At 36.6% G+C, this 25,538-nt stretch carries 25 protein-coding genes; 5 read left to right on the forward strand and 20 right to left on the reverse strand.

Features of this window, described 5'->3' with window-relative positions:
• Positions 1–36 precede the first annotated feature (36 nt).
• Positions 37–432, forward strand: coding sequence for a TIGR02328 family protein (locus BN990_RS13190; protein WP_021291900.1), 396 nt, complete (start codon positions 37–39; stop codon positions 430–432).
• Positions 433–469: 37 nt separating this feature from the next.
• Here BN990_RS13190 and splB read toward each other — a convergent pair whose 3' ends face one another.
• From splB to BN990_RS13215, 5 genes are all read right to left on the reverse strand, one after another.
• Positions 470–1,498 carry a spore photoproduct lyase gene (gene splB / locus BN990_RS13195; protein WP_038245497.1) on the reverse strand — a complete coding sequence of 343 codons (1,029 nt, stop codon included), beginning with the start codon at positions 1,496–1,498 and terminating at the stop codon, positions 470–472.
• A complete protein-coding gene (locus BN990_RS13200; RefSeq protein ID WP_021291901.1) occupies positions 1,491–1,748 on the reverse strand; it encodes a transcriptional regulator SplA domain-containing protein in 258 nt (85 codons plus the stop codon). Before BN990_RS13200 ends, splB begins: the two co-directional genes overlap by 8 nt.
• A gap of 114 nt (positions 1,749–1,862) precedes the next feature.
• Positions 1,863–3,074, reverse strand: a complete 1,212-nt coding sequence (locus tag BN990_RS13205) for a DUF819 family protein (RefSeq protein WP_021291902.1) — start codon at positions 3,072–3,074, stop codon at positions 1,863–1,865.
• A 76-nt stretch (positions 3,075–3,150) separates the two neighbouring features.
• Positions 3,151–3,966 (reverse strand): lipid II flippase Amj family protein, encoded by an 816-nt coding sequence (locus BN990_RS13210; protein ID WP_038245498.1) that lies wholly within the window; start codon positions 3,964–3,966, stop codon positions 3,151–3,153.
• Between the two features lie 194 nt (positions 3,967–4,160).
• Positions 4,161–4,997: a metallophosphoesterase gene (locus BN990_RS13215; RefSeq protein WP_038245503.1), complete on the reverse strand. Its 837-nt coding sequence runs from the start codon at positions 4,995–4,997 to the stop codon at positions 4,161–4,163.
• Positions 4,998–5,072: 75 nt separating this feature from the next.
• Between BN990_RS13215 and BN990_RS13220 the strand changes: the two genes are divergently transcribed.
• Genes BN990_RS13220 through BN990_RS13230 form a run of 3 tightly spaced genes read left to right on the forward strand, consistent with a single transcriptional unit; the run spans position 5,073 to position 6,423 of the window.
• Positions 5,073–5,714 (forward strand): TetR/AcrR family transcriptional regulator, encoded by a 642-nt coding sequence (locus tag BN990_RS13220; protein ID WP_306465033.1) that lies wholly within the window; start codon positions 5,073–5,075, stop codon positions 5,712–5,714.
• Between the two features lie 15 nt (positions 5,715–5,729).
• Positions 5,730–6,053, forward strand: coding sequence for a DMT family transporter (locus BN990_RS13225; protein ID WP_031335669.1), 324 nt, complete (start codon positions 5,730–5,732; stop codon positions 6,051–6,053).
• 22 nt (positions 6,054–6,075) lie between these two features.
• The gene (locus BN990_RS13230) at positions 6,076–6,423 is read left to right on the forward strand and encodes a DMT family transporter (protein WP_021291907.1); all 348 of its coding nucleotides are present in this window, start codon (positions 6,076–6,078) and stop codon (positions 6,421–6,423) included.
• A 110-nt stretch (positions 6,424–6,533) separates the two neighbouring features.
• On the opposite strand, the gene BN990_RS13235 is transcribed toward BN990_RS13230, so the two are convergent.
• From BN990_RS13235 to BN990_RS13255, 5 genes are all read right to left on the reverse strand, one after another.
• Positions 6,534–6,920 (reverse strand): ectoine synthase, encoded by a 387-nt coding sequence (locus BN990_RS13235; RefSeq protein ID WP_021291908.1) that lies wholly within the window; start codon positions 6,918–6,920, stop codon positions 6,534–6,536.
• 36 nt (positions 6,921–6,956) lie between these two features.
• Complete coding sequence (ectB, locus tag BN990_RS13240; protein WP_101953569.1) at positions 6,957–8,201, reverse strand: diaminobutyrate--2-oxoglutarate transaminase; 1,245 nt, start codon at positions 8,199–8,201, stop codon at positions 6,957–6,959.
• A gap of 42 nt (positions 8,202–8,243) precedes the next feature.
• A complete protein-coding gene (gene ectA, locus BN990_RS13245; protein ID WP_021291910.1) occupies positions 8,244–8,765 on the reverse strand; it encodes a diaminobutyrate acetyltransferase in 522 nt (173 codons plus the stop codon).
• A gap of 408 nt (positions 8,766–9,173) precedes the next feature.
• Positions 9,174–10,442, reverse strand: coding sequence for a metal-dependent hydrolase family protein (locus BN990_RS13250; protein WP_038245506.1), 1,269 nt, complete (start codon positions 10,440–10,442; stop codon positions 9,174–9,176).
• Positions 10,443–10,454: 12 nt separating this feature from the next.
• Positions 10,455–11,615, reverse strand: a complete 1,161-nt coding sequence (locus BN990_RS13255) for a hypothetical protein (RefSeq protein ID WP_038245508.1) — start codon at positions 11,613–11,615, stop codon at positions 10,455–10,457.
• Positions 11,616–11,937: 322 nt separating this feature from the next.
• On the opposite strand from BN990_RS13255, the gene BN990_RS13260 reads away from it, so the two are divergent.
• Positions 11,938–12,357, forward strand: a complete 420-nt coding sequence (locus BN990_RS13260) for an Hsp20/alpha crystallin family protein (RefSeq protein ID WP_051739199.1) — start codon at positions 11,938–11,940, stop codon at positions 12,355–12,357.
• A gap of 207 nt (positions 12,358–12,564) precedes the next feature.
• On the opposite strand, the gene BN990_RS13265 is transcribed toward BN990_RS13260, so the two are convergent.
• The 10 genes from BN990_RS13265 to BN990_RS13310 all read right to left on the reverse strand — a co-directional run bounded on the left by BN990_RS13265 (position 12,565) and on the right by BN990_RS13310 (position 25,396).
• A complete protein-coding gene (locus BN990_RS13265; protein ID WP_021291914.1) occupies positions 12,565–13,998 on the reverse strand; it encodes an MFS transporter in 1,434 nt (477 codons plus the stop codon).
• A gap of 233 nt (positions 13,999–14,231) precedes the next feature.
• Complete coding sequence (locus BN990_RS13270) at positions 14,232–15,716, reverse strand: aldehyde dehydrogenase family protein (RefSeq protein ID WP_038245973.1); 1,485 nt, start codon at positions 15,714–15,716, stop codon at positions 14,232–14,234.
• Between the two features lie 228 nt (positions 15,717–15,944).
• Entirely contained in the window at positions 15,945–17,075 is a 1,131-nt protein-coding gene (locus BN990_RS13275) for an acyl-CoA dehydrogenase family protein (protein ID WP_038245510.1), read from the reverse strand.
• Positions 17,076–17,095: 20 nt separating this feature from the next.
• Complete coding sequence (locus tag BN990_RS13280; protein ID WP_038245512.1) at positions 17,096–18,292, reverse strand: acyl-CoA dehydrogenase family protein; 1,197 nt, start codon at positions 18,290–18,292, stop codon at positions 17,096–17,098.
• A gap of 49 nt (positions 18,293–18,341) precedes the next feature.
• A complete protein-coding gene (locus BN990_RS13285; protein ID WP_021291918.1) occupies positions 18,342–18,761 on the reverse strand; it encodes a Zn-ribbon domain-containing OB-fold protein in 420 nt (139 codons plus the stop codon).
• Between the two features lie 65 nt (positions 18,762–18,826).
• Positions 18,827–19,987, reverse strand: a complete 1,161-nt coding sequence (locus BN990_RS13290; protein WP_038245513.1) for a thiolase C-terminal domain-containing protein — start codon at positions 19,985–19,987, stop codon at positions 18,827–18,829.
• 30 nt (positions 19,988–20,017) lie between these two features.
• Positions 20,018–20,446 (reverse strand): MaoC/PaaZ C-terminal domain-containing protein, encoded by a 429-nt coding sequence (locus BN990_RS13295; RefSeq protein WP_021291920.1) that lies wholly within the window; start codon positions 20,444–20,446, stop codon positions 20,018–20,020.
• Between the two features lie 20 nt (positions 20,447–20,466).
• Positions 20,467–20,910 carry a MaoC family dehydratase N-terminal domain-containing protein gene (locus BN990_RS13300; RefSeq protein ID WP_021291921.1) on the reverse strand — a complete coding sequence of 148 codons (444 nt, stop codon included), beginning with the start codon at positions 20,908–20,910 and terminating at the stop codon, positions 20,467–20,469.
• A 7-nt stretch (positions 20,911–20,917) separates the two neighbouring features.
• Positions 20,918–23,083 carry an acetate--CoA ligase family protein gene (locus BN990_RS13305; protein ID WP_038245514.1) on the reverse strand — a complete coding sequence of 722 codons (2,166 nt, stop codon included), beginning with the start codon at positions 23,081–23,083 and terminating at the stop codon, positions 20,918–20,920.
• A 273-nt stretch (positions 23,084–23,356) separates the two neighbouring features.
• Positions 23,357–25,396, reverse strand: a complete 2,040-nt coding sequence (locus BN990_RS13310) for a helix-turn-helix domain-containing protein (RefSeq protein ID WP_038245515.1) — start codon at positions 25,394–25,396, stop codon at positions 23,357–23,359.
• Between the last annotated feature and the right edge of the window lie 142 nt (positions 25,397–25,538).

Here is a 25,538-nt window from a genome sequence, read left to right on the forward strand (position 1 = left end):
TGTAAAGAAATAAATCGCAAAAAAGGAAGGATGACCATGCGACTTTGGCACGAAAAATTAATACCTGTATTACCAAGACAACAATTATTAGGCCAGCATCGTGAGTGTTGTGCACTACGAGGAAATGGCTGGGGAAAGAAACATTCTATTGTAAATTATGTATTCAATTATTCTCCGTATCGACTTTACCTCTATCATCAGCATATTATGGATGAAATGAAAGAACGAGGTTATCATGTAGATTCACTTTGGGAAGATCCCTATTATCGCGGAAAAATTAGTGAACCGCATTCAAGCGAAACACTTTATATGCATGATCATAGGTATTCAATTCATGAATTTCCTTTTTATCCAGAACATAATGAAGCTTATTTACAAACCTGTTTGGAAAACTTGCATGAGAAGGGAATTGTAGTTGATAGTAACGAGTGAAATTGCCCGATACTCTAAGATGTATCGGGCAATTTTATTACGTAAAATATTCAATTTTGGAATTGGGAAAATACCGATTAATATATCCACCAAGTGTATCTTTTATATCTTCCTGTTCATTATCTTTATATATGTATTTCCCAATTCCGTACCTGCCCCATTTCCACTTCCGCTTTGATTCATCTAATTCCAATTTGGTCATTGGGTAATTCTCTTGAATAACTCGCTTAGCTGGCTTCGTAAAGCGATGTTGAATCATTTCAAACGTAAGATCTTTCTTTGTCTTTTCTGACAAAGCAGCTTCTAGCTTTTCAAACATCTCATGATATCCTTGTTTCCAACCTTCATGTAAATAAATTGGTGCTACAATAAACCCTAGCGGGTAACCTGCCTCAGCCACCTTAACAGCTGCCTCAATTCGCTCATTCAACCTTGATGTACCAGGCTCAAAATATTTAATAATATAGTCATCATTAATACTAAAACGGAAACGTGTTCGACCATTATGCTCTGCATCTAATAAATGATCAACATGAGCAAACTTCGTTACAAATCGTAAGCGTCCGTGTTCTGATTTTCCAAAATATTCAATAACATGTTTTAATGTATGCGTTAAATGATCTACACCAACAATATCTGATGTACACGAAGCCTCAAAACGTGTAATTTCCGGAGCTCGTTCACTCATATATTGTTCTGCAGCATCAAATATCTCATCCACATTAACATAAGAACGAATATATGGTTTGCTTCCCATTGTTGTTTGCAGATAACAGTAGTGGCAATGGCCCATACAACCAGTAGCAAATGGAATAGCATATTCAGCAGATGGCTTTGAAGTATCGAACTTTAATGTTTTTCGAAGCCCAAGAACCAATGTTGACTTAGCAACCCGGTATTTTTGAAAATGATTATCTCCAGGCAAATTCCGAACTTGATTATGCGAAGTCGTTTCTCTAATTTCGATCCCCATGTCTTCAAATTTAGTAATTAATTTTTTTCCGAGCGGATAATCTAAAGCTTTTGGTTCTACATATACGAGTTGCGGCACAAAAGGCTTAACCATGATAATCCTCTTGCTCCGGCAATCCAAATGCGGCTTGATATGCCTCTTCAGCTTCATCAGCAGTTTTATAGACAGCCACTTCATCCGTTAGCGGGTAATATGTTTCATATAAAAATAACGCTAAATCTTGTGGTTGTTCAGGATTTTCGACTACAGCTGCTTGTTGGACCTGCGCTACACCTTGTGCATGTGGGTTTCGAATAATAACGTAAACAACCTCACCTGGTTGAAACGTATCATTGATATCCATAAAATCACCTTACTTCCTGATTGTTTACCCTCATTATGCTCAAGTATGACTACTTTATAACTTAAAATAAGAAACATACCATCAATGCTTAACTAGACCAGTTTGTCATTCCAACTATTGTAAGAAGTAATACACCATACTTCCTAAATAATTTCCAATTACATACCCTAATGTTCCAACTAACATAATTGGTACAATTAACTTCGTCCAGCCTTTAGCGATAGCAAAAGCAGCTGCTGTGGTTGGTCCACCTATGTTTGCATTGCTTGCAACGATCATTTCTTCTAAGCTAAATTTGAAAAGCTTACCTATCGTAAATGTAACCAACATGTTAAACAAAACCATAATAGCTAAAAACAATAGTAACAATGGTGCATTGCTGATTAACAATGGCAGAGATGCTGGTACCCCAATGACAACAAAGAAAATATAAATGAAGTAGGTACCAAGTTCTTGTGCTCCATGTATTCGCTCGAAGAAACGATTAAAAACGGTTACAACAATTACAGTAATTGTCGTTAACAACAAATAGCCATCTCCAAATAAGCCGTTTAACAAATTAAACAAGAAATGAACTTCTTCTCCAGCAGGAATCAATCCATCTATTACTTCTGCAAGTTTAAATGAAATTGCAACGAGAGCAAAAGCCGAGCCAATTGCAAAGGCAATATCTTTAAGTGATATATCCTTTCTTTTCCAATACTCCCCAACATTCCCCTTTGTTTGTTTTGTTTTCTGTTCCATCTCATCAATATATGGTGTTGGATAGTTTCTCCGAAAAAAAGCTAACGTAGGCATTAAAATCAAAACAAAAAAATAAAGTGCCATTAATATATTATCCGCCACAATTGCAGATGAAGCCAATTCTCCCGGAACATTCAATTTTGCCGATAGCGCTGCAAAATTAACACCACCACCTGTATAGGAGCCTGTTTCCATACCAGTAACTTTTGCTGCCTCAGGTATCCATTGATGCATCGAAAAATAAGCTATAAAACCACCTATCACTGTGCCAATGGAACTAATTAAGAATAGCATGAGTAACTTCCCACTTTCGTTCCAAATCTTTTTTAAATTTGCTTGAAAAAGTAATAACGGAATTGCGAGCGGAATGACATAATTCCAAACCGTATCATATGCTGGAGCTTGGCTAGGGATTACGTTAAGATTAACTAAAATCATCGCACCAACAAGAGCAATAATAGCTCCTGTTATCTTAGACGCCCATTGATAGGTTTGCTCTAAGTAAATACTTACGGCAGCCCATCCTGCCATAAATGCCCATAATAACCATGTATCCTCTGAACTAATAATAGAAGTAATCATTTATTTTCCCCCTTTTCTGTATTAATTGTACTAAAATTCAAATAATATTAGAAATGGCTTTTTCTTAATGCTTGATTTACACAATAAACTGCGTAAACCAAGCAACGTATTTTGCTCCTGGTATAAATAGGAATTGCGCAAATAAGGTTCCCAATAGTCTAGAAGTAATCATCATTAATGATACTCCTTTTAATGTATGGTAACTGCCTTTTTGATTAACTACATCATCTGCTAAAACAGATATTTTCGGATCGACAAATATAACAAGCAGAATGGTTGCCACGCCATTGATAAGTCCAGATGCCATCACTGCGGTAGTAGCTCGTTCTGGAATAATCAAGGATGCATACAACGCTGACAAAACTCCGATTGTATAAATGGCCGTGATGAGCATATTTATAAAAAATAATTTTATGGGAATGTTCTTCAGATGAACATTTTTCATATCAGAAATTCTAGGAAAACGCATATGCCTTATCCCGCGAAAGAAAAATTCAACCGATATGCCTTTTCGAATTAATGCTGGTATTGACCCTTTTTCGTTTGATAAATGTATGATAGCCCGAGAAAACAAGGCTATAAACGTAGGAAATAGAAGAATACCTGCGACTGTTCCAGCGGTTGATGCACCAATCAGCATCCGATATTGGTATTCAACAAATTGCAATGTATGTTGATGTGGCGCCGTATCTATTAAGCTACCTGTAAACGGCTGCTGCATCATATTTGCTAGTCTAGAAACGATCACCATCACATTAAACAATGCTAATGCCGAGGCAATCATCCGCACCCTCGCTCCGGAAAGTCTTACAGCATATGCTAATGTTTCAATACTATGTATAATAAATATAAACAAGAAGATAAGCATTAGATTTCCAGTAATAAATCCCATTTCAACTCCTCCCCCAAATTACAACATGAATTGAATTTATCGCAAAACATCGCATGAATTCTATGTGTAATTGTATAACTAATCTATCAATATTTCTATTTAAATTTTTGCTGAAAGATCATTGCTACGGTGGAAGTGTCAAGTAATGAAAGGGTAAAATGCCATCAGCTTACATGTTGCTGATGGCATTTTATTTAGATGACTTCTTTTATTTGATTATCTACACACATATGATGTATCGTAATCTCTGGTCGACTGCCGACACGGAGATTGACACCAGTCTGGCCTAACCCCTCACTTATATAAAATGGGCGCCCATGTAGTTTGTGAAGCCCTTTAACCATATTCATTTTTACTAATTCACCCATTTTACGAAGATGATACGGTTTCGGCCAATGAATTTGTCCGCCATGGAAATGTCCAGAAAGCAAATAATCGAAAGGGTAGGCATCCATTTTCAGTACCACATTTGGATCATGCGTTAATACTAAATTGCAACCTTCCTTCACACCTTCATAAGCCTTCTTAATATTACTATGATTCGTACTAAAATTATCAATGCCAATAATATTGATTGTTTGTCCTTCTATATCAATTCGTTCATTCTCATTTTGAAGTGTTTTTATGCCATATTGATTTAATAACTTCTTTAATTGGACAAAATTGTGTTCATCTAATACATAATCATGATTACCAAAAACAGCATATACACCATATTTAGGATTTAGCTCACTTAGCGTTTTTAAATACGGAATAAGCTTGGGTATACTGCGCTTACGATCTAGAAAATCGCCAGTTAATGCAATGATATCAATAGCGTGCGAGGTGAGTTGCTGTTGCAAATGTTCTGGGGTTATAGAAATATTTTCAATATGCATATCAGAAATTTGTAATATGCTTAGAGGATTTGTTTTCTTCGTCTGTCTATCTTCCGTTACTTGAATCTGATTGACAACCACTGATTTTGTATTACGATAGCCTTTATAACAGAAATAGCTTAGTAATGTGATGATTCCTAAACTTATATACATTTACTTATCCCTCCTAGTTCTATTATAAAGGCTAGATGACGAATAGTAACTTGTAATATATGGATGAAGTCATACATGTTTAAATCACTATTGACAAAAAACCGTCTGGACGGTATAATTAAATCAAGCCGTCTGGTTGGTCTTTTTAAAGATATCACTGTTAATGGAGAGGTGCTAATGGAATCAAAAGCAGATAAAAAACGAGAGCATATTTTACAATCTGGAACAGACTTTATTCTTGAGAACGACTTTAATTCTCTGACACTAGATGCAGTGGCCAATCATGCCGGGATTAGTAAAGGTGGATTACTGTATCATTTTCCAAATAAAGACGCTTTATTAAAGGGTCTTTCCGATTATATCTTTAAGCAATTTACAATATTATTTAATCAGTATGCAGCTGAGGACCCAATTGAAAAGGGAAAATGGACTCGTGCATTGATCAAAGTTTCCAAATGGGATTTAGATAATAATGCAAAGCTAAATGTTGGGATTATGGCCACTTCCATGCTTAACCCTGATATTTCTGAAGGTGTATCTAAAGGTTATCAATATATGCAAAATCAGGTGGAACAAGATAAGATAGATCCAGTAGATGCAAGTATTATACGCCTTGCTATCGATGGACTTTATTATTCGGAACTTTTAGATATGGCGCCTTTAAATATAAATTTACGTGAACAGGTCATTGAAAAGTTATTTCGTATGACTGAATAGGAGGCGATCCCTTTGATTAATCCATTTGTTATCTTAATTATTGCTGTGCTAGGTGAAGTTTTTGGTAGTTCGATGTTGAAGCAATCCAATGGCTTCAGAAAGCTATTCCCTTCTTTAGGCGTTATCTTTGGGATGGGGATAGCTTTTTATGGTCTATCGCTTACGCTAACTGCCCTTCCATTAAGTACAACATATGCTCTATGGTCTGGAACTGGGACTGCATTGACTGCGATTATCGGCATTTTGATTTACAAAGAAACATTTAATCTTAAAAAATTCATTGGATTGGTTTGCATTATTGCAGGAGTTGTTTCATTAAAACTATCCAGTGGAGCCTAATGGATGATTGGAGGATTTTCCTATGAAAGGATATCTATTATTAGCAATTTCGATTATTAGTGAAGTATTTGGTACAACGATGCTTAAATTGTCTGACGGTTTCTCTAATCCTCTACCAACGATCGGGGTTGTAGTTGGATTTGCTATGGCATTTTACTTTCTTTCCCTATGTTTAAGAACCGTTCCATTGAGTTTAGCCTATGCTGTATGGGCAGGTACTGGTACCGCAATCACTGCCCTTATTGGAATACTCTTTTGGGGTGAACCATTCAGCTCCTTAACAGCAATTGGGTTACTCCTTATTATCGGTGGAGTTATTCTCCTTAATACCTCTAATAAAAGAGAAAAAGTGATTCATCCATCAAGCTAATGTATGATGAATTTTTACTATTGCGCATAATAAGCATATGATTTTTGCCCCTATCCAATCAATCATTTAAAAAGGAACGGCCATATTAAAATGGCCGTTCCTTTTTACTTCTATTCTGTTAATAAAGGATAATATCCTTCTTTTGTATGTGTTTCACTACCAACCAATGGTGGGTTGAATACACATACCATACGCATCTGCGTACGAGCACGAAGCTCATGTTTATCATGTTCATCTAGAAGGTACATCGTTCCTGGTTTTAGTTGATAAACATCTCCAGTTTCTAATTTTTCAATTTCGCCTTCTCCTTCGATACAATAGACGAGTTCAATATGGTTTTTGTACCAAAAGAAATTATTCGTGCCAGCTTTTATAACGGTATCATTCATACTAAAACCTACTCCGTCTTTTTTGTAGATAAAACGACGGCTTGACCAATTTTCGCCAGATGTTTCGTCTTCTGTTCCAATAATATCTTCAAGTGATTTTACAATCATGCATATTCTCCTCTTTTCTGTCTGTTTATATTGTGCTTATTTTATTGCTTGTTTAATTGCATCTTCAAGGATATCAAAACCGTTATTTATCCCTTCTTCATCAATGACTAATGGTGGAAGGAATTTAACAACTTCATCATTTGGCCCAGAAGTTTCAACAATTAGTCCGCGGCTAAAAGCTTCTGCACATATTTGATTGGAAAGATCATCTTCTTGAATAGCAATTCCTTGCATTAATCCTCTTCCCCTTGCTTCGCCTGCTAAGGATGGGAATTTAGTAATAATTGATTCAATTCGTTCTTGAATAAGACTGGCTTTTTGTTGAATAGCTTCACTAAATGTACTATCTTCCCAATTAGATAGAGCCTCGGTAGCTGCAATAAAGGCTAAATTGTTACCGCGAAATGTACCGTTATGTTCACCTGGTCCCCATTGATCATATTCAGGTTTAATTAAAGTAATCGCCATCGGTAATCCAATACCGCCTATGGATTTAGAGAGACAGACAATATCAGGCTTAATACCAGCTGGTTCAAAGCTAAAGAAAGTACCTGTTCGTCCACATCCCGCCTGGACATCGTCTATAATTAACAGAATATCCCAGCGTTTACAAATTGCTTCTACTTTTTTCAACCATTCCATACTTGCAGCATTTATACCGCCTTCTCCTTGAACCGTTTCAAGGATAATAGCAGCTGGCAATGCCACACCACTTCCACTATCCTCTAGAAAGCGCTCTAAATATGCAATGGAATCTTGATCCTCAACATAATCATCAAATGGCATAGAAACACTATGATGAAGTGGAATGCCTGCGCCATGACGTTTAAATGAGTTACCAGTAACAGATAAAGATCCAATTGTCATACCATGAAACGCATTCGTAAAGCTGATCACCGTATCACGACCAGTCACTTTTCTAGCAATCTTCAATGCACTTTCTACCGTATTTGTCCCTGTAGGTCCCGGAAACATAACTTTGTAGTCTAAGTGACGAGGGTTTAGAATCACTTCATTAAAGCGTTCTAAGAAGTCTTTCCGAGGGTTTGTACCCATATCTAGACTATGAATGATTCCGTCATTCTGGATATATTCAATTAACTTCTGCTGCATAACATCATTGTTATGGCCATAATTCAAAGCACCGGCACCAGCAAAAAAGTCAATGTACTCGTTTCCATCTACGTCCCATAGCTTATATCCTTTGGCCTTTTCAAATATAGTCGGCCAACCTCTACTATAGCTTCGAACGGTTGATTCTAATTCTTCAAATGTTTTCATTAGATCATTATTTAATACTGCTGTAGTCACCAAATCATCCTTTTATTCATTATTTCCCTTTTGAAAAGGGCCGATTTTATACAATTGTTCATCTTCATGTCCTGTTCTTGGAAAGTCAATCGATAGATAATAATTTCCAACCACACATTCCGTGTCAAGCTTTTCTGCAAGACCTAAAAATAAGTACTGAGATGGTAAATTAGATGGTGATACAGTTGCCTCTACATATCGTATATTTGTTAATTGTTCACGCTCTAGTAGCTGCATCAACATCCTCGTTCCTAACCCCTTACCTCGCTGAGTTTCTCGAACAGCAACCTGCCAGATGAATAATGTATCCGGTTTATTCGGATGTACAAACCCGGAAATGAATCCGACCGTTTCCCCTTCACTTTCCACAACAATGGATGATTCAGAAAACATATCACACCAAAGAATATAACTATAAGAAGAGTTAAGGTCTAGGTTACCAATTTCATTGATTAGTTCCCACACAGCTGCCCCATCATCTTTTGTAGGCATACGAAACTTAAGATCTTGTTCAATTACACTTGTTTTTGTCATCGTACTTACAGTGTTTTGGATGCTTTCACCTCCCAAAGTTTGGTAAATAATCTACTTTATTAGCTTATAAAGAATCAGAGCTAGCGTCAAAACGCGTTAATCCTTATATAGCTTGATTAAACGTAGTCAGCTTTACTGACAGTTAAATAAAACCCAATCTTTTAAGAATAGCTACCAAAAATTCTAAAAAATACGATGGTTAGCTATATTCAATTAGTAGCAATTCCAAAAAAACTTTAAATTCGCTAAAAACCTCTTAAAATACCGTAATATACGGATTTATACGGTATATAATTAAGAATCCTTCCAGATGAGCATACATTTCAAGGTTATTAACCTAAGTTAATAGAATGTATATAAATGAAAAGGAGTAACCATTTTTTAACAAGAAATGGTTACTCCTTTCTATTATGAGATTGTAGGAAGAGGTTCTTTTGTTAATGTATTTTTCTCTACCTTCCCATTCTTTATAACTACTTGTACCGTATCATTATTTGCTAATGAGTGAATATCCTCTAAAGGATTTCCTTGTACAACAATAATATCTGCAAGCTTTCCTTCTTCCAATGTGCCAAGTTTATCCTGCCAACCTAAACAAGCTGCCGCTGTTTTAGTTGAAGCTACGATGGTATCCATCGGACGCATTCCAATATTTTTCATTAACCCAAGCTCACGTAGATTGGTACCATGTTTCATTACTCCAGCGTCTGTCCCCATTGCAATCTTCACTCCTGCTTGATGAGCTTTAGCAATACTCGCATTATGCTGTTCAATTACTTCTCTTGATTGTTGTACGGAGGCCTCTGGCATACCTGCTTCTTCAGCTGTTTCCAATACTGCTAGTGGTGCAAGCAATGTCGGAACAAGATACGTATCATTTTTAATCATTAATTCAATTGCTTCATCATCAAGGAAAATGCCATGTTCAATTGAATGGACTCCTGCTCTAATCGCATTCTTTATTCCTTCAGCTCCCTGCGCATGAGCCATTACTTTGACACCTTTACGGAAGCGTGCTTCTTCTACAATCACTTTTAATTCTTCTAAGGAAAATTGAGTGAATTCAGGGTGATCTGTGGCACTTAAAACTCCGCCAGTGGCATGAACCTTAATTACCTCTGCACCAGCTCGTAACATTTCCCGTGTCTTTTTACGAACTTCTTCCACACCGTCACATTTTCCACCAGGCATGCCAGGGTAACCAGAAGGCAGTAAATCAAATTCATTACCAGATACCGTATAACCATCTCCGTGTCCACCTGTAATCGTTAATGCGTTGATACTTAATTGCAACCTTGGACCTTCAATCAGCCCATCTTCGACCGCTTTTTTTACACCGAGGTCAGTACCTAATGCATCTCTTACAGAAGTAATACCAGCATGCAATGTAGTTTTTAAATAGTTGGCTGCTTGGTAATACATAAAAGAAAAAGGAGTTGCTAATCGGTCAGCAATCGGCGAATATTCCATCATCATATGCACGTGTGTATCAATAAAACCAGGTAATATACTGCCACCTTGAGCATCTACTACTGCCTCATCTCCAGATTTCGCATAGCCTTCTCTTTTACCTACATAGATAATTTGCTGACCATCAATAACAACGATTGAATCTTTTAATGGTTCTTTTCCAGTACCATCAATTACAAGACCATTTTCAATAATTATTTTACTCATTTAACTTCCCCCTTATAGTGTTTGAACCAAAAACCCTGCAATAACTACAGATGCAACTGTAACAGTTGTAAAGCCACCAATGAGCATAGGAGCTAGTAATTCATTAAATATAATTTTCTCTTCTTCTTCATTTCGTGCAGCACTTCGACTAACTTCTTCACATAGAAGATAGTCACCTGGAAAGCCGAACAATGCAGTCAATGCAACTGGCATTCCTTTTAATGGATCCCATTTGACCATCTTAGAAACAATAAATCCGCCCAACGCAATACCGAATGTTCCCAAAATTAGCATTAAAAGAATACTTGGTAAATTGGTGAGCACTTCTTGTGGTGTTACATCTGCCATTGTACCAATTACTACAAAAATAATCGCAATCATCGTAATTGTAAATGAATTTGCTCTTTCTAATGTCTTTGTTTCGAAAATACCAATTTTTAGTCCTGCTATACCAATCGCTAAACACCATAGTGTAGCATGAATAGGAGTTACTTCTCCTAAAGCAGTACCAATAGCTGCACCTACGAATATATAAAATAACTTAAGTACCGCGCTTTCTCTTAAGGGGCTAACTTTTGCTTTCTCTTTGGTTGCAGCAACCTCATTTGCCATTGGAACAAAAGTTCCATTATCCAATTGGCTCTGTATTTTCACTGCATATTTGCGCATGAAATTTAGTGCAAGAGGCATCCCCAACAATCCTTGAAAAGCTACGATTAAAGCCGGAATAACAACTAAACTTGATCTCCCAATAGATGCAAGTTCTTCAGAAGTAATGAGCAGCGCAATAATTCCACCGCTTAATGGACCCACCCCAGCAATCGCCGTGCCATAATCAAATACGAGCGAAACAATAACAAGAATAATAATTCCTGATACAATAACTCCACCAAGTGCAATCAATATCGCTTTTACTTGGCTTTTTAACAAAGATAGCGGAATCATCGTCCCCATATGCAAAATAGCTGGTCCTATTAGAATTGCCCCAAGTGCTGCAAATTGTGATTTATCCAATATATCGCTTGGAAAAATGCCTGTCCATACACAAATTAAAAAACCTACCATTGCTGTTAGCAGCATCGGAATTCTTGCTCTTGAAATAATGGAGAGCCATTCTCCTAGGGCAATTAATGCAAAGATAAATGCAGTAGCAATAAGTGGATTACTTAACAAGAGAACCCCTCCTTGAAAATAATATTATTTAATATATCACTGCGATATTTTTTTGTCTATACTGTTTTTTTAGACAATTTATTACAATTTTAATATTAAAAGTAAATTTATTTTTTTAATTTATCTGCACAAATTCTTACATACCACCTTCGTAAGCGGTTACTTAAAAATAGGACAAAAACAACAAAAAAGTTTAAAAAATGACAATAGATGACCAAAAATTTTTTATCTCCTTTCTAAAGTATAGCAAGGAGCCCACTACTCAATAGCAATAATTGCATAGGTTATTAGTGTAGATAGTAGCAAAAAGAGGTGATCGTTCGTGGATAATAAAGATAATCGGTCAGTACGTCCGGAGCGTAATCCATTTCATGGTTTGATGGAGCAAATGGATGCGTTTTTTAACGAGTCAGCAAAGAATTTTAATACGCTAGTCAGACGCCCCATTAACGTTCGCACCTATGAAACACAATCAAATCTAATTGTTGAAGCAGAATTACCTGGATATAAACGTGACCAAATTCAATTAGAGATTATAGGAAACCAATTACGTATTGCAGTTGAAGATTTTTCATCTAATGAGCAGGAAAAAAACTACCGTGGACAACGTGCAGAACGAACAATTACGATTCCATTCACAATATCGGAAAAAGAAACAAAGGCTGACTTAAACAATGGAATATTACGCATAACTATTCCTAAAAAGAATTCAAGTAGACGATTCATTGATATTAATGATTAAGTCATAAGAAACACCATTTTATCGTTAAAATGGTGTTTTTTATTGATATAATGAACAGTAATTACATAATTTCAGATCCTCTTGTACCCATTTCGCAAAAATGAATAAATAAATTTTCACATTATCTAGGTGGATTGATTATGTTATTCGCTGTAATTACAAACAAGGGTGCTCAATCTATGATACAAAATGTAAAACTATTGGTTATTACCGAGCTTTTTCTGTTCCTTTTATTTCCTCTACTCTAGATGAAGTAGTATGATCCTTATGAATCCCTTCGATTCTTTTAGGAATTAGTAATAGCAAGATTAGCGATACGGCCACTAAGGCTATATAAATCCATGTTGTATTGGATATCGCGCTTACACCATCTCCTTTAGCTGCAAACATAGTAAAAACAACTAATGCAAAAGAAGCGCCTAGTCGTTGTGCGACGTTTTCTATAACGGTATTTGTAAATGTTACGACATTAATACGTGCAGTATCAGCCTTTGAAACAACAATCGATTTTAAGACAGGTGCTAAAGAACCAGAACCAACACCTATTAGAATCATCGAAATAAACAAATGTAAATTTGACGTTAATATGTTCACCGCAATGAGCATTATTAATCCTAGTGCAAATAATGTAATCCCTCCGCCGAGCATCTTCCGAACTGTAAATCTACCCATTATTTTCCCACTGATTATTGCTGCTCCTGCCGAACCAAGAAATATTGCCATTTGTAAGAACCCAACCGTAGTAGCAGACTTACCTTGAATGTCTTGAACAAAAAACGTTAATAAATACATAACCCCAGAATAGCCTACAAAAATTAGACCAGCGATTAATGTAGGCACCCAAAAATTTTTATTTGCAGCATATTTAATATCTAAGAGGGGATATCTTTGCTTTCTTTCAATGATTATTAAACTAAACAAGCCAATTGCAAAAATTGCTAATGACGGCAGCCAGGATCCTGAAGAAAATCCGTACCGATTAATAAATGTTGGAATGGTCAATATCCCAACTAAGACAATCAATACAAATAATAAACCCATTACATCTAATTTCCTCGTACCTGGAGTTTCTACATTAGGTACCCCAAGCCAAAATAAGAAGAATGCTATCATTCCAAATAGCGCAGTTACCCAAAAGGTTGAATCCCAACCAAAAAGGTCAACAAACGATCCACTTAAAAGCGGACCAAACAATGCACCAATGGTCATAATAGAAGTAAATAAGCCAATAGATCTCCCTCTTTGCTTTCCTGTAAAAAGCGTTCCTGCATATGCTACACCAGCAGGAGCAATGGCCGCTCCAGCTAATCCTTTAAAAAACAGTCCAACAACCAGTAACCAAAATGCAGGGGATAACGCTACCAAGACAGAACCAACGACCATAAATAAGGCGCCCATTAGAATAACTCCTTTAATACCAAAAGCGTCTCCACACCAGCCGAGAAGTGGCTGAAATCCCGTAAGACCGAGAGCAAGGCCTAGCTGCATCCATACGGCTGATCCAGCAGTCAATTGAAATTCCTCTAACATATGTGGGTATGCTGGGAGATGCGTTGCTAAACTGAGCATAATAAAAAATGCTCCAATACAGATAACATATAGACCTCTTAACGACTCCGTTTCAGACTCTTTCCTATTCAATAAAAACCCTCCCCATTTTCCATTAAATCTCTTAACATTTTTAACGTGTAAAAGGAGCTGTTGTCCTAAGACAGCTCCCTACCTACACAACTGGAATATGCTACTTTCCACGGGTAACGGTTCAGCCCTACTCGTGAGTGAAAACCACTCATTACGTTGACTTTACCCTGACCGAGCACATAGAAGTCTCACATTTTGTCGAATAGAAGCTAATCTTATGAGACTGTCCCTATTCATTTATCTTCAATTTCTATGACACATGATTTTTCCCTTGTGTACTCTAAAATAGTGTCTGTACCATAGCCACTTTCTTTAAAACCACCAAACGGCAAATCTGCCCCCACTCTACTATAAGTGTTAACCCACACGTTACCTGACTCAATGTTTTTAATCATCCGATGGGCTCGGCCTAAATTGCTAGTCCAAACACCTGCAGCTAAGCCAAAGTTCGTATCATTTGCAATCTTTACTGCCTCTTCTTCTGTATCAAAAGGTATAGCTACCGCAATTGGACCAAATATCTCTTCCTGGCAAATTCGGTAAGAATTACTATCGACTTTGAACAAAGTTGGTTCTACCCAATAACCATTAACAAATTCAGGTTTGTCAGGCAGCAACGTATGACCACCAGTCCGACCCCCAAAAACAATTTCTCCTTCTTGTTGACCTAACTCAATATATGAACACACTTTGTGATATTGAGGTAAATTAGCAATCGGTCCCATCGTATTTACAGTATTCAATGTATCTCCATATTTTACTGCTCCTGGAGTCTGCATTTTCTCTTTAATTTGTGCTATTAATTCATCATAAATCGTTCGTTGAATTAAAATTCGTGACCCAGCTGCGCAAATTTGTCCAGCATTCGGAGTATAAATTGCATGAATTACACCGTTAATCGCTTGCTCAAAATTCGCATCTTCAAAAATGATATTGGGTGACTTTCCGCCCAATTCAAAGATTAGTGGCTTTAGTGTAGAAACGGATGCTTTTGTAATAGCTTGTGCTGTCCCTTTTGAACCTGTGAGACTTACTTTCTTCACTTGCTTATGACTAACAAGAGACTCCCCTATTTCAGATCCTAAACCTGATATAACATTAATAACTCCCAGTGGAAGTACTTCAGCAAGAATTTCACCATACCTTAGAGAAGCAACAGCTGCATGTTCAGAAGGCTTGATAACCACTGTATTTCCTGCAGCAAGTGCATATGCAGCTTTAATCGTAAATGTAAAAAGAGGTGCATTCCAAGGAAGAATCCCTAATACGACTCCGAACGGTTCCCGTAACGTATAACCAAAACTACTGGTTCCTAACTGTACAGTTTCTCCTTTACCGCCAATTAAAGAAGCAGATCCAGCTGCGTCATACCAAATTTGTTTTAAAACGATAGTTAAGTATTGGAATTCATCTAGCACCCAACCGTTATTCTTAGTTTCCAATGTTAGTAGTTCTTCACCATATTGAGGAATTAAATCGCCAATACTCCTTAAATAATCTCCTCTTTCTCTAGATGAAAGACTTGACCAATTTGTGAAAGCATCATTAGCTGCACTAACAGCTTGCTCAACATCATCTTTCGTACTTAATGGAATCTCTACCCATACATTTCCTGTAGAAGGATCGATACTATCCATTGTTGCTCTAGTTGAAGAAGATACCTGCTCTCCATTAATAATATTATGATACTGTTTAATTTCATTTTGAACTTCTACCATTCGTACCACCTGTCCTTTCATTTATCCCGGATATAACTGGCAGTAAGACCCCCTCTTCAACCCTACGATGTGAGGCCCAGAAGGATAAGCGGGGGATCCAACTGAAAGTCAAAAGTCCGATTCTGTTCAGAGGCCTTTAGGTCATAACCTCGCGGCACTAACAATCAGTGGGTGAAAAGAAACCCCTCCACTGATTGAAGGTTCACGTAATTTAATCCCCTTCTTTAATTACCATGCCAAAGCTAATGCAACCTGCTCATTATAATCTTGGGATGAACCTAAATAATTTTCAAAATAGCGAGCTCGTTTTAGATATAAATGACAATCTATCTCTTCTGTAAAACCAATTCCTCCATGAATCTGTATATTTTGTGAAGCTGAACGAATGTAAGCTTCTGCTGCAAATGACCTTGCACTGTAGATTGCAGCTGCTCGATCATCAGAACTGTTTTCCAGTGTCCAGTTGGCATAATAACTTAATGAACGAGCTGTTTCTAATTCCAATTTCATGTCTACGATTCTGTGTTTAATTGCTTGGAAACGACCTATTGGCTGACCAAACTGTTCTCGAATTTTCGCGTACTCCGTTGACATTTCTACTACCCGATCCATTCCTCCTACCATTTGAGAGCTAAGTGCAGCATTTAAGTAGAGCAACCCTTCTTGTAATAAAGACCATCCTTGGTTTATAGGCCCAACCACCTGGTTTATAGGTACCGCCAAACTATTGAATTTAAGTTCTGCTAAGTGCTTGCTTTCGTCTACACACTTCAGATTGTTTCGTTTAATTTCTTCTGAATGATCAACTAGGACTAACGATAATCCTTCTTCTACTTCCTCACCTGTACGTACTAAAAGAATATAGATATCAGCAATATCTCCATCAGATACTAATGTCTTCACCCCATTAATAATAAGTGAATCCCCGTTAATTTCAGCTGAACATTCTACCTCGTCTGGGTTAAAACTCTTGTTTGGTTCGAGCCATGCAAGTGTAATTTTTTTTGACCCAGATGCTATTTGCGGCAAATAGTTTTCTTTTTGTTCCGTCGTTCCATATAATTCTAATAAAGGTACAGCAAAAGCCATTGTTTCCAAATAAACCCCCGGTAATAGAGAGCGACCAATTTCTTCAAAAAAAGGAACTAAATCAAGAGAACTAAGTCCAAGTCCTCCATATTCTTCTGATATATTAATAGAAGTGCACCCAAGATCCGTTAATCCTGAATGAATGTCAAGAAATCCTTGTAGATCACCTTTGATAAAATTACGAGCAACTTTGGTCTGACCAACATCATTTAGATATTTTCTTAAGTACTCACGAAACATTTCTTGTTCTTCATTCAAAGCAAAATCCATTCTACTTACCACCCTTTCAATTAACGACCTCTATCTTTTGGTAAACCTAAGACTCTTTCTCCTATCGTATTTCGTTGGACTTCGCTCGTCCCACCACCAATTGTCTGTCCAAACGAAGCTAAAAATTCATCTTGCCAAACCGTATCGACAGGCGCATTTTCCTTCCATAAAACGCCATGATGCCCTTGTATCGTTATCATAAAGCTTGCCATTTCTTTATTTAATTCACTGACAAGCAATTTATCAATGGAACTTTCTGGACCTGGATGACCTTTCTTAAGTGTGTTCGTAAGATTGCGATAGTAATTTAATAGTGATCCTCGATATCGTGCATAGAATTCAGCCATTTTTTGTCTCACGAATCTATCTTCAAGTAATGGCTTCTCATTAACATGATGTTCCTTTGCTATTTCTACCATCTCATTGAAGCGCATTTCTAAACTAAATAACTCTGCTCCAATTCCGACACGTTCATGCAGCATTAGCTCGATCATTACTTTCCAACCTTCATCAACCTCACCAATGATGTCAGCATCATGAGCGATAGCATCGGTTAAATATAATTCATTGAATTCTTGATTACCATCCATTTGTAAAATTGGTTTCGTTTCTACCCCAGATTGTTTCATATCTAATAAAAAGGCAGTAATTCCTTTATGTTTTTTCTCTGGATGATTATTTGTACGTGCTAATAGAAAACAGCGGTCCGCTAAATGCCCATAACTGGTCCAAACTTTTTGACCATTAATGATCCAGCAATCACCGTCTTTCGTAGCATTTGTTTGAATAGCGGAAAGGTCTGAACCAGCATTTGGTTCTGAATACCCTTGACACCATACTTCTTCACCTGTGAGTATGTTTTGTATATATTTCTGCTTCTGTTGCTCACTTCCTGACCGAATTAATGTTGGTCCAACCATATGAATGCCAATATAGTTGATAAGAGGAGGTGCCTTCACACGAACCATTTCCTGGTGATAGATAATTTCTTCCATAATGGTTGCATTCCGTCCGCCATACTCTTTTGGCCAGGCAATACCTGCCCATCCCCCTTCATATAGCGTTCTTTGCCAATCTCTTAGAAATTTTGAATACTCTTCCTTAGTTGTAGGGATTTCTCTTTTTCCTTCCATCCATCCATATGGAAGATTTTCACTAAGCCATGTTTTTAGCTCTTCTCGAAAAGCTTCTTCTTTTTTAGATATTGTAAATTCCATTCATTCACATCCTCATCGATTGTATTGGATTTAGTGGCAACGTATTCTATTAATCGATTGGCTTCCATTGTGGAAGAGCTCTATCCTCTGTGATATCATCCCAAACCATTTTTACAGGCATTCCAATATGCATATCATCTGGTTTACAATCTAGAACATTACACATAATCCTTACACTTGGGACATCCTCCAAGGAAGCTTGAGCGATAACCAGTGGTAGATCATCTTGAAAACCCGGTAAAAAAGGACGATACGACACAATATATGAATAGATGGTTGCTTTCACATGATCACCGAAGTCTATCCAACTAAGTCGACCTCCTCCACACTTTGCACAAGTAGGTCCAGGTGGGTGTGCATACGCTTGGCAGTCATTGCATTTTTGAATTTTTAATTGGTGACGATCTGCTGCATCCCAATAAGGGCTGTTATCTTGATTTTTAAGTGGAATTGGTTTTTGAAATTCCATTCTATCCCTCCTCATTAATAGTTAAGCCTGACTATGAATCTAGTAATCCATTTAATAATATACTGTTATCCCCTAAGTACCATCGCTCCAGCAAGGTCTGGACCACTCCAACCTGTACAAATTCCAATCTCACAATCATTAACTTGACGATCTGTATTTTTATACTGATGCCGCAACTGTCTAACAAGCTCAATCGTATTATTCATTCCATGTGTATATCCTTCTGACAGCATGCCACCAGCAGTGTTCGTCGGTAATTTTCCATCAATTCTTAAATTTCCATCTGCTACAAAATCTCCAACTTCTCCACGTGGCGCGAATCCAAATGCCTCTAATTGACGAAGGACTACCCAACTAAAACAATCATAAATGGCTGCAACATCAATGTCCCCAGGTTTTACACCAGCTGATTGATATACTTCAGGAGCAGCAAAGTCAGAAGCTACTTGAGTTAAGTCGGACCAATAATGGGCGTGTGAATGCGTTTGTCTTGCAGATAATCCCATGATATAGATAGGTTTTGAATTACCATCGTTTGCTCTGTCTGCAGATGTTACGATTACTGCATTTGCTTCATCAAGCTCCACACAGGAATCATGAATATTGAATGGATAACTAATATCCGGTGTTTCCAGGTATTTTTCCATGGTCAATGGCTTTCCATTTAAAAATGCCCTTGAATTCTTTTGCGCATGCTCATAAAAGCTCGTACAGACATGACCTAAATGTTCCTTTGTAATTCCTGTTTCATACATATGACGCGTAGCAAACATACCAAACCATTGTGAAGGGCTAGCAGAACCATATGGAATAATGAAACTCCCCTCAGGCAAAGCTGTTTGTAACATATCTGGATCATAGCCACGTCCTACACGTTGTCCTGAACTACCATTCATCGAACGAAAAATTAATACTGTGTTTAGTAAGCCTGCCTCAATTAAAGCTACAGCGTCACTAATTAACATTTCCGTGCTGCTTCCACCACCATGAATATCTTTTACATATTTTGGCCGAGCACCTAAATGAGTTGCTAATTGATGTGATGTACAAGAATCATTCTCGTTATAACTCATAAATCCATCAATATCCTTTGCTTGCAGACCAGCATCTTGAAGCGCAGCTTTTGAAGCATCTAACGCAAGGTGCAGCGGTGTAGTACCAGAATTTCTCGAACGCTCACTTTCACCTACACCTACAATTGCATATCTGTCAGTTATTCTACTCATCTATAAACCTCCTTATTTTTTCACTTGGTATTATTGAAAGCGTAGTAGTACTGTGCCAGTTCCAACTACTTCCCCTGTAGGCTTCTTGGCTTCTAATGCTAAAGATACAAACTTTTCCCCAGCTTCTTCATATCGTTTTTCTACAGTAGAGGAGCAAGTAATCTCGTCTCCTGGTTTAGTAATTGCTCCAAATCTCATACGGAAATTCCTTGTCTCTGCACGATCACCTGCAAGTTCCGTTACATATTGGCCAAGAAATCCCATAATTAGCATTCCATGGGCAATTACGCCATCCATACCTACCTTTTGTGCAGATGCATCATCCGTATGTAACGGATTAAAATCACCAGATGCACCTGCATATTTCACTAATTGGACCTTTGAAATAGGTGGCTTATTTAAAGACTCAAGCTCTTGTCCTTCAATTAGTGAGTCAAAATTTAATTCTGTTTTTAACATCACCATTTCTCCTCCTGGCATTACGTAGTTAAGCTTCTGTAAATAATATTCATCCTACTGATAGCAACCATCTGTTCTTCATCATCTTTAATTTCCGTATCTATTACTAAAAACTGCATACGTCCACTTTTTCCTTCTCGTTCATACAAATCAGTCACTTTCATTTGACATTGGAGCCGATCACCAGGACGAATCGATTGATAATAGATAAATTCTTGCTCCCCATGTAGCATTCGTTTTGTATCTAGCTGAAGTGGCAGATCTCCTCCATCTGCACCAATCGTAATTGGAAAAGTTAGAGGAGCGATAATTCCCTTGTGGGGTGTATCCTTGGCATATTGTTCATCCTTATACAAAGGATTCGGATCACCTATCGCCTCTGCAAATTGGCGAATATGTCTTTTTTCCACTTCAAAGTTATAAACTTTCCCTTGTAAGCCAATTACACTTTTATCTAATTCCATACTTTTATTAACCACCAATCTTCAATACTTTTTTGGAATCTTGTACCACCAACATTGCATCAGCCGCAACAACTTTGTTTTCATATACAATAAGAGGATTAATATCCAATTCTTTGATAGCATCTCCATAATCAGAAGCAAATGCTGATACCTTTAACAACGTATCTATAATAGGCTCTAAAGCAACTGAATCCCTTCCTCGAAATCCTTTAAGAATTGGAAAGCTTTGTAACTCTTCTATCATTTCGATGGCGTCATTCCTAGTTAAAGGTGCAATTCTAAATGAAGTGTCTTGGAAAACTTCTACAAATACCCCACCTAGTCCTAACATAATAACTGGACCAAATACGGAATCATTCGTGACTCCAACAATTACCTCAATTCCTTCAGGTAACATTTCTTGTACAGATATTCCGTTAATTTGGGCATCAGGGTTATATTCCTTAGCATTTTTTAAAATCTGATTAAATGTTTTCCTTAACTGTTGTTCATTGCTTATATTTAACGCAATTGCATGAGCATCCGTTTTATGAGGAATTTCAGGCGAGTCAACTTTTAAGACAACTGGATAACCAATTGTATTTGCCTGATTGACAGCTTCATCTAATGATAAAGCGATCGCTCTTTTCGTTGTTTGAATTCCGTAAAGATCTAAAATATCAGCTGCTTGAGACTCACTTAGAGTTGCTCCTGGTTGTAACTGCAATTCGTTTTTTCTGCTAATTTTAGGTGATGTTTGTTCATTTGCTCGTTTATTTTTTTCATATTTCTCGCTATATTGAACTAACTTTTTCAGTGCTCTAATAGGGTTTAAATCACCAGGTATTACAGGTATCCCATTTTGTTCAAGATAATCAGCTGACTTTGGAATCGACATACCTTCTAACGGAAACGTAGCAATAAGAATAAATTTATCCGTATTTCTACATATATCCACAAACTCTTTTAAGGATGGATTATCCTCCGTCCAGCCCATTGGAAATTCGGTGAAGATGATTATATCTGTCTCAGGGTCGTTAGCAAGAACCTTAAGTGGTTCAATATATAATTCTGGATTAGATACTGCTGCAGCTGCAGTTAGGTCTATTGGGTTTAAAGCGCTTCCATAAGATGGAATATTTTGTTCGATATCCTTCTTAACTTTTTCATTTAATGGATTTATTTTAAGACCAAATGCTTCGCATCGATCTGCTTCATTAATTCCTCGTCCACCGGAACTAGTAACAATAGCTGTATTTTTACCTGTAGGTAGTTTTTTGGATAAAAAGAGCTTTGTAAAAGCAATTATATCCTCATAATCATCTACCCGAATAATACCTGTCTGTTTAAATAAACCATCATAAATTTTGTCCGAACCAGCTAATGATCCAGTATGTGAAGCAGCTGCCTTACTACCTGCATTACTTCTCCCTGCCTTCATTATGACGATTGGCTTATTTTTATCTAATGCTTGTTTTGCTAATTGACGTAACTTATGAGGGCTTTTCTCCCCTTCTAAGTATCCACTAATCACACTAGTGTTTGAGTCATGAAGCATGTACTCAATTACATCGGAGAACTCGGTATCAACTTCATTCCCAACGCTTACAAAGTAGTTAAAACTTAGCCTGTTTTGTGCTGCTGCAATATAAGTCAATACACCAAATGCTCCACTTTGTGTAACAAACCCTACTTCTCTCTGTTTATTTTCTGGAACTCCTGTAAGACCAGGCGAAAACGTTGCCATTAATCCATTAGAAGTATTAACAATTCCTACACAATTAGGGCCTATTAGTCGAATTCCTGCCTGTTTTGCGATTTGATTGACTCGCTGCTGTTCTTTTTCACCTGCTTCTCCTATTTCCGAAAACCCCGAAGCATATATAATTGCGGATTTCACATTTTTTCTTGCACATTCTTGTAGGCCATTTATTACTTTGTCTGCACCTACACAAAAGATTGCTAAATCAATCTCAGTTGGTACATCTAATACAGAAGCAAAGCAATCCAAACCTTCTATGCTTTCAGTTTTTGGGTTTATTGGATAGATCTCTCCTTTAAAACCTCCTTCTATTAAGGATTTAATTAGCATATTTCCTAACTTGTTTTTGTTTCCAGAAGCACCCAGTATAGCTAATGATTGTGGATTAAACAGATTTTCAAGCTCTAAATAGGATTCCTCTTGATAAACCAATATCCATCACCTCGATTTATTTATGTTATTCGTCATGATAAATCGAGAGGTAAAAATATTATTATTAAACTAAATATCAAATTTATTTAATTATTAGGTTTTAACTAATTTCAAAAGTTGCCTTCATACAAGAAGCAAAAAGCTCATAAAAAAATTTCTAACCTATTCAAACCCGACAACAGTTCATGATAACCCCGACATGTGAATTGTTTAAACGCATAGTTAATCAAAAAAACCTCATACACCAAACATGTATGAGGGTGAAGTGCTATTTTATTTTTTAATTTCATAACTATACATCCAGCGTATTATTCTAGTTTCTACTCGTTTCGATGGTATATTGATACCTCTTTCGATCGTACTCAAATACGCAGCAGATATCTCCAATTCTTCTGCCAATTGTGATATCGTAAGCTTTTGATCTTTCCGAATAACCTTTAATTCTTTTCCAATATTACGTTCATCATCTATTGATTTTGAATATTTTGGATTAATTGTAAATTTGTTACTTTTCCCTCGCTGCTTCGTTATTGAAATATAATGCTTTTTAATGGCATCCGGAGGTTCGATAATAACCGTCGAATTCAACCATATTCGTGACCATCCTTTATTTGATGCAATCGATTCATTCCACTGCTCATATTGCCACGATGCGATTACTTCACCTTCCAATAATGCATCAAATGCTTGTTCCAATCTATCTCTTGACCTAGATGGTATTCGTTCATTTACCTTCTCCCCTATAGCACTTAATAATGTGCTTATTTTGTGAGGTTGTAAGTATTCTCCCTTTCTGGCTTGCGTTCTCCATCTCCAACTCAAATATCTTATTAATTTCTTTTCCCATTTTTTACGATAAACGTTATACTGTAAAGTTTGAATTGGTAACAATGCGATTTGCCTGCCGGTACCATATAAATACTTTTCAAATACCTCACCTACCGTAAACCTTATAGTTTGAACTCGTAATTTTCTATCAATGAATTGCTCTTTATTACGGTCATCTAAAAATTTAAATGCGCTTCCCTCTAATTTCAATTGAACAGGCTTCCCTTTCTCATACACGGTAGCCTTCTCTAAGCTAATCCATAATTTCTGTATAACAGAAAGCGCTTCCAAAATATTTTTGCGCTGTTCACTTTCATATCCTCCTCTTCGACCACTTCCTCCAAGTTTTGGTTTTAGACCTCTTAAAGCTAATAGATCATCGATTCGAATTTCTACAATATCGCTGTGATGCTGGGCTCTTGATAAATAAAAACTGCATAATGCATCATATACATCAACTGCTAATTCAAATAACCGTTCGATTTGTTTCAACGATACCACCTTGGGTACATCACTATTCTTCGCTTTTTTCTGAAAACGAATTGGCTTTATTTGCACCACTCCATCAATCACACCATTATGTAGAACCGCACTGGGCCAAGGTAAAGATGGATTATGCTGGAACCTATTTAGTGATAATGCTTCTCTTACAGTTTGATATGGAGCATTACTCATTACACGTATACATCCATCCTTAATTAACGTATAATAGATATCTTTTTGATAATTATTGCCTTTGATTGTTATTGGATCTTCAGTTAGTTCAAGCAATTGAATGATTTTATCAATCGATATATTCTTAAGTTTCAGTGAAGCAATAATTTTTTCTACCCATTTTTGAACATAATCGTCGATAATATTTGTAAACTTTACAGTGAAATCGTTATTTTCCGTAAAGTTTTTAGTTATATAATGATAAAATAATTCATTTAGTTGTTTTTCATTTAACGTATTCATTGTCGGAATACCAATTGATTCTTGGATATCCTCAAGTACCCAATTTATTAAGTATGCTTTAAACCATTTGCAAAAATCCTCCCAAACTCTATGGTTTACGAGGAATGTATCTCTTTTCAATATAATTTCGAATTTCTCAATTAATTTGCTAATATAACTTTTTTTATTAAGAATTTGGTGACTTTCAATCGGAGCGCTGGAATACGATTCATATTCCTTCAATAAATAATTTACAATATATTTTGCTATTTGTTTCATCAATTCATTTCTTGAGGCAACACGTAATTTAAAAAATAAATCTTTATTTTTTTGATAGGATTGCTCCCAAATAATGAACGTATTAGATGACTTACTACCTTCCACAATTGAGATGTTGTTATTGAATAACCGATAGCTCGGGTTATTAAAATTCCCCTCATCATAAATGCACAATACATAGAAGTTATCTATTTTCTCAGACCAAATACTAGATAGGTATTTCAAATTCTCAGAATATACATTGTCATTATTAAAATAACTCTTTTTCAATATACATTCCCTCCGAAGGTATTTATTTTATTATTTTAACACATTTATTTATTAATTTCTTTATTTTCTAATTCATCAATAAATTAGATCTAATCAAATCTAATTTATTTCAAGCTCTTTATAATAAAAGGAGAATGCCTTT

Source organism: Virgibacillus salexigens (genome assembly GCF_000723585.1).
In the GTDB taxonomy this organism is placed as follows: Bacteria; Bacillota; Bacilli; order Bacillales; family Amphibacillaceae; genus Virgibacillus; species Virgibacillus salexigens.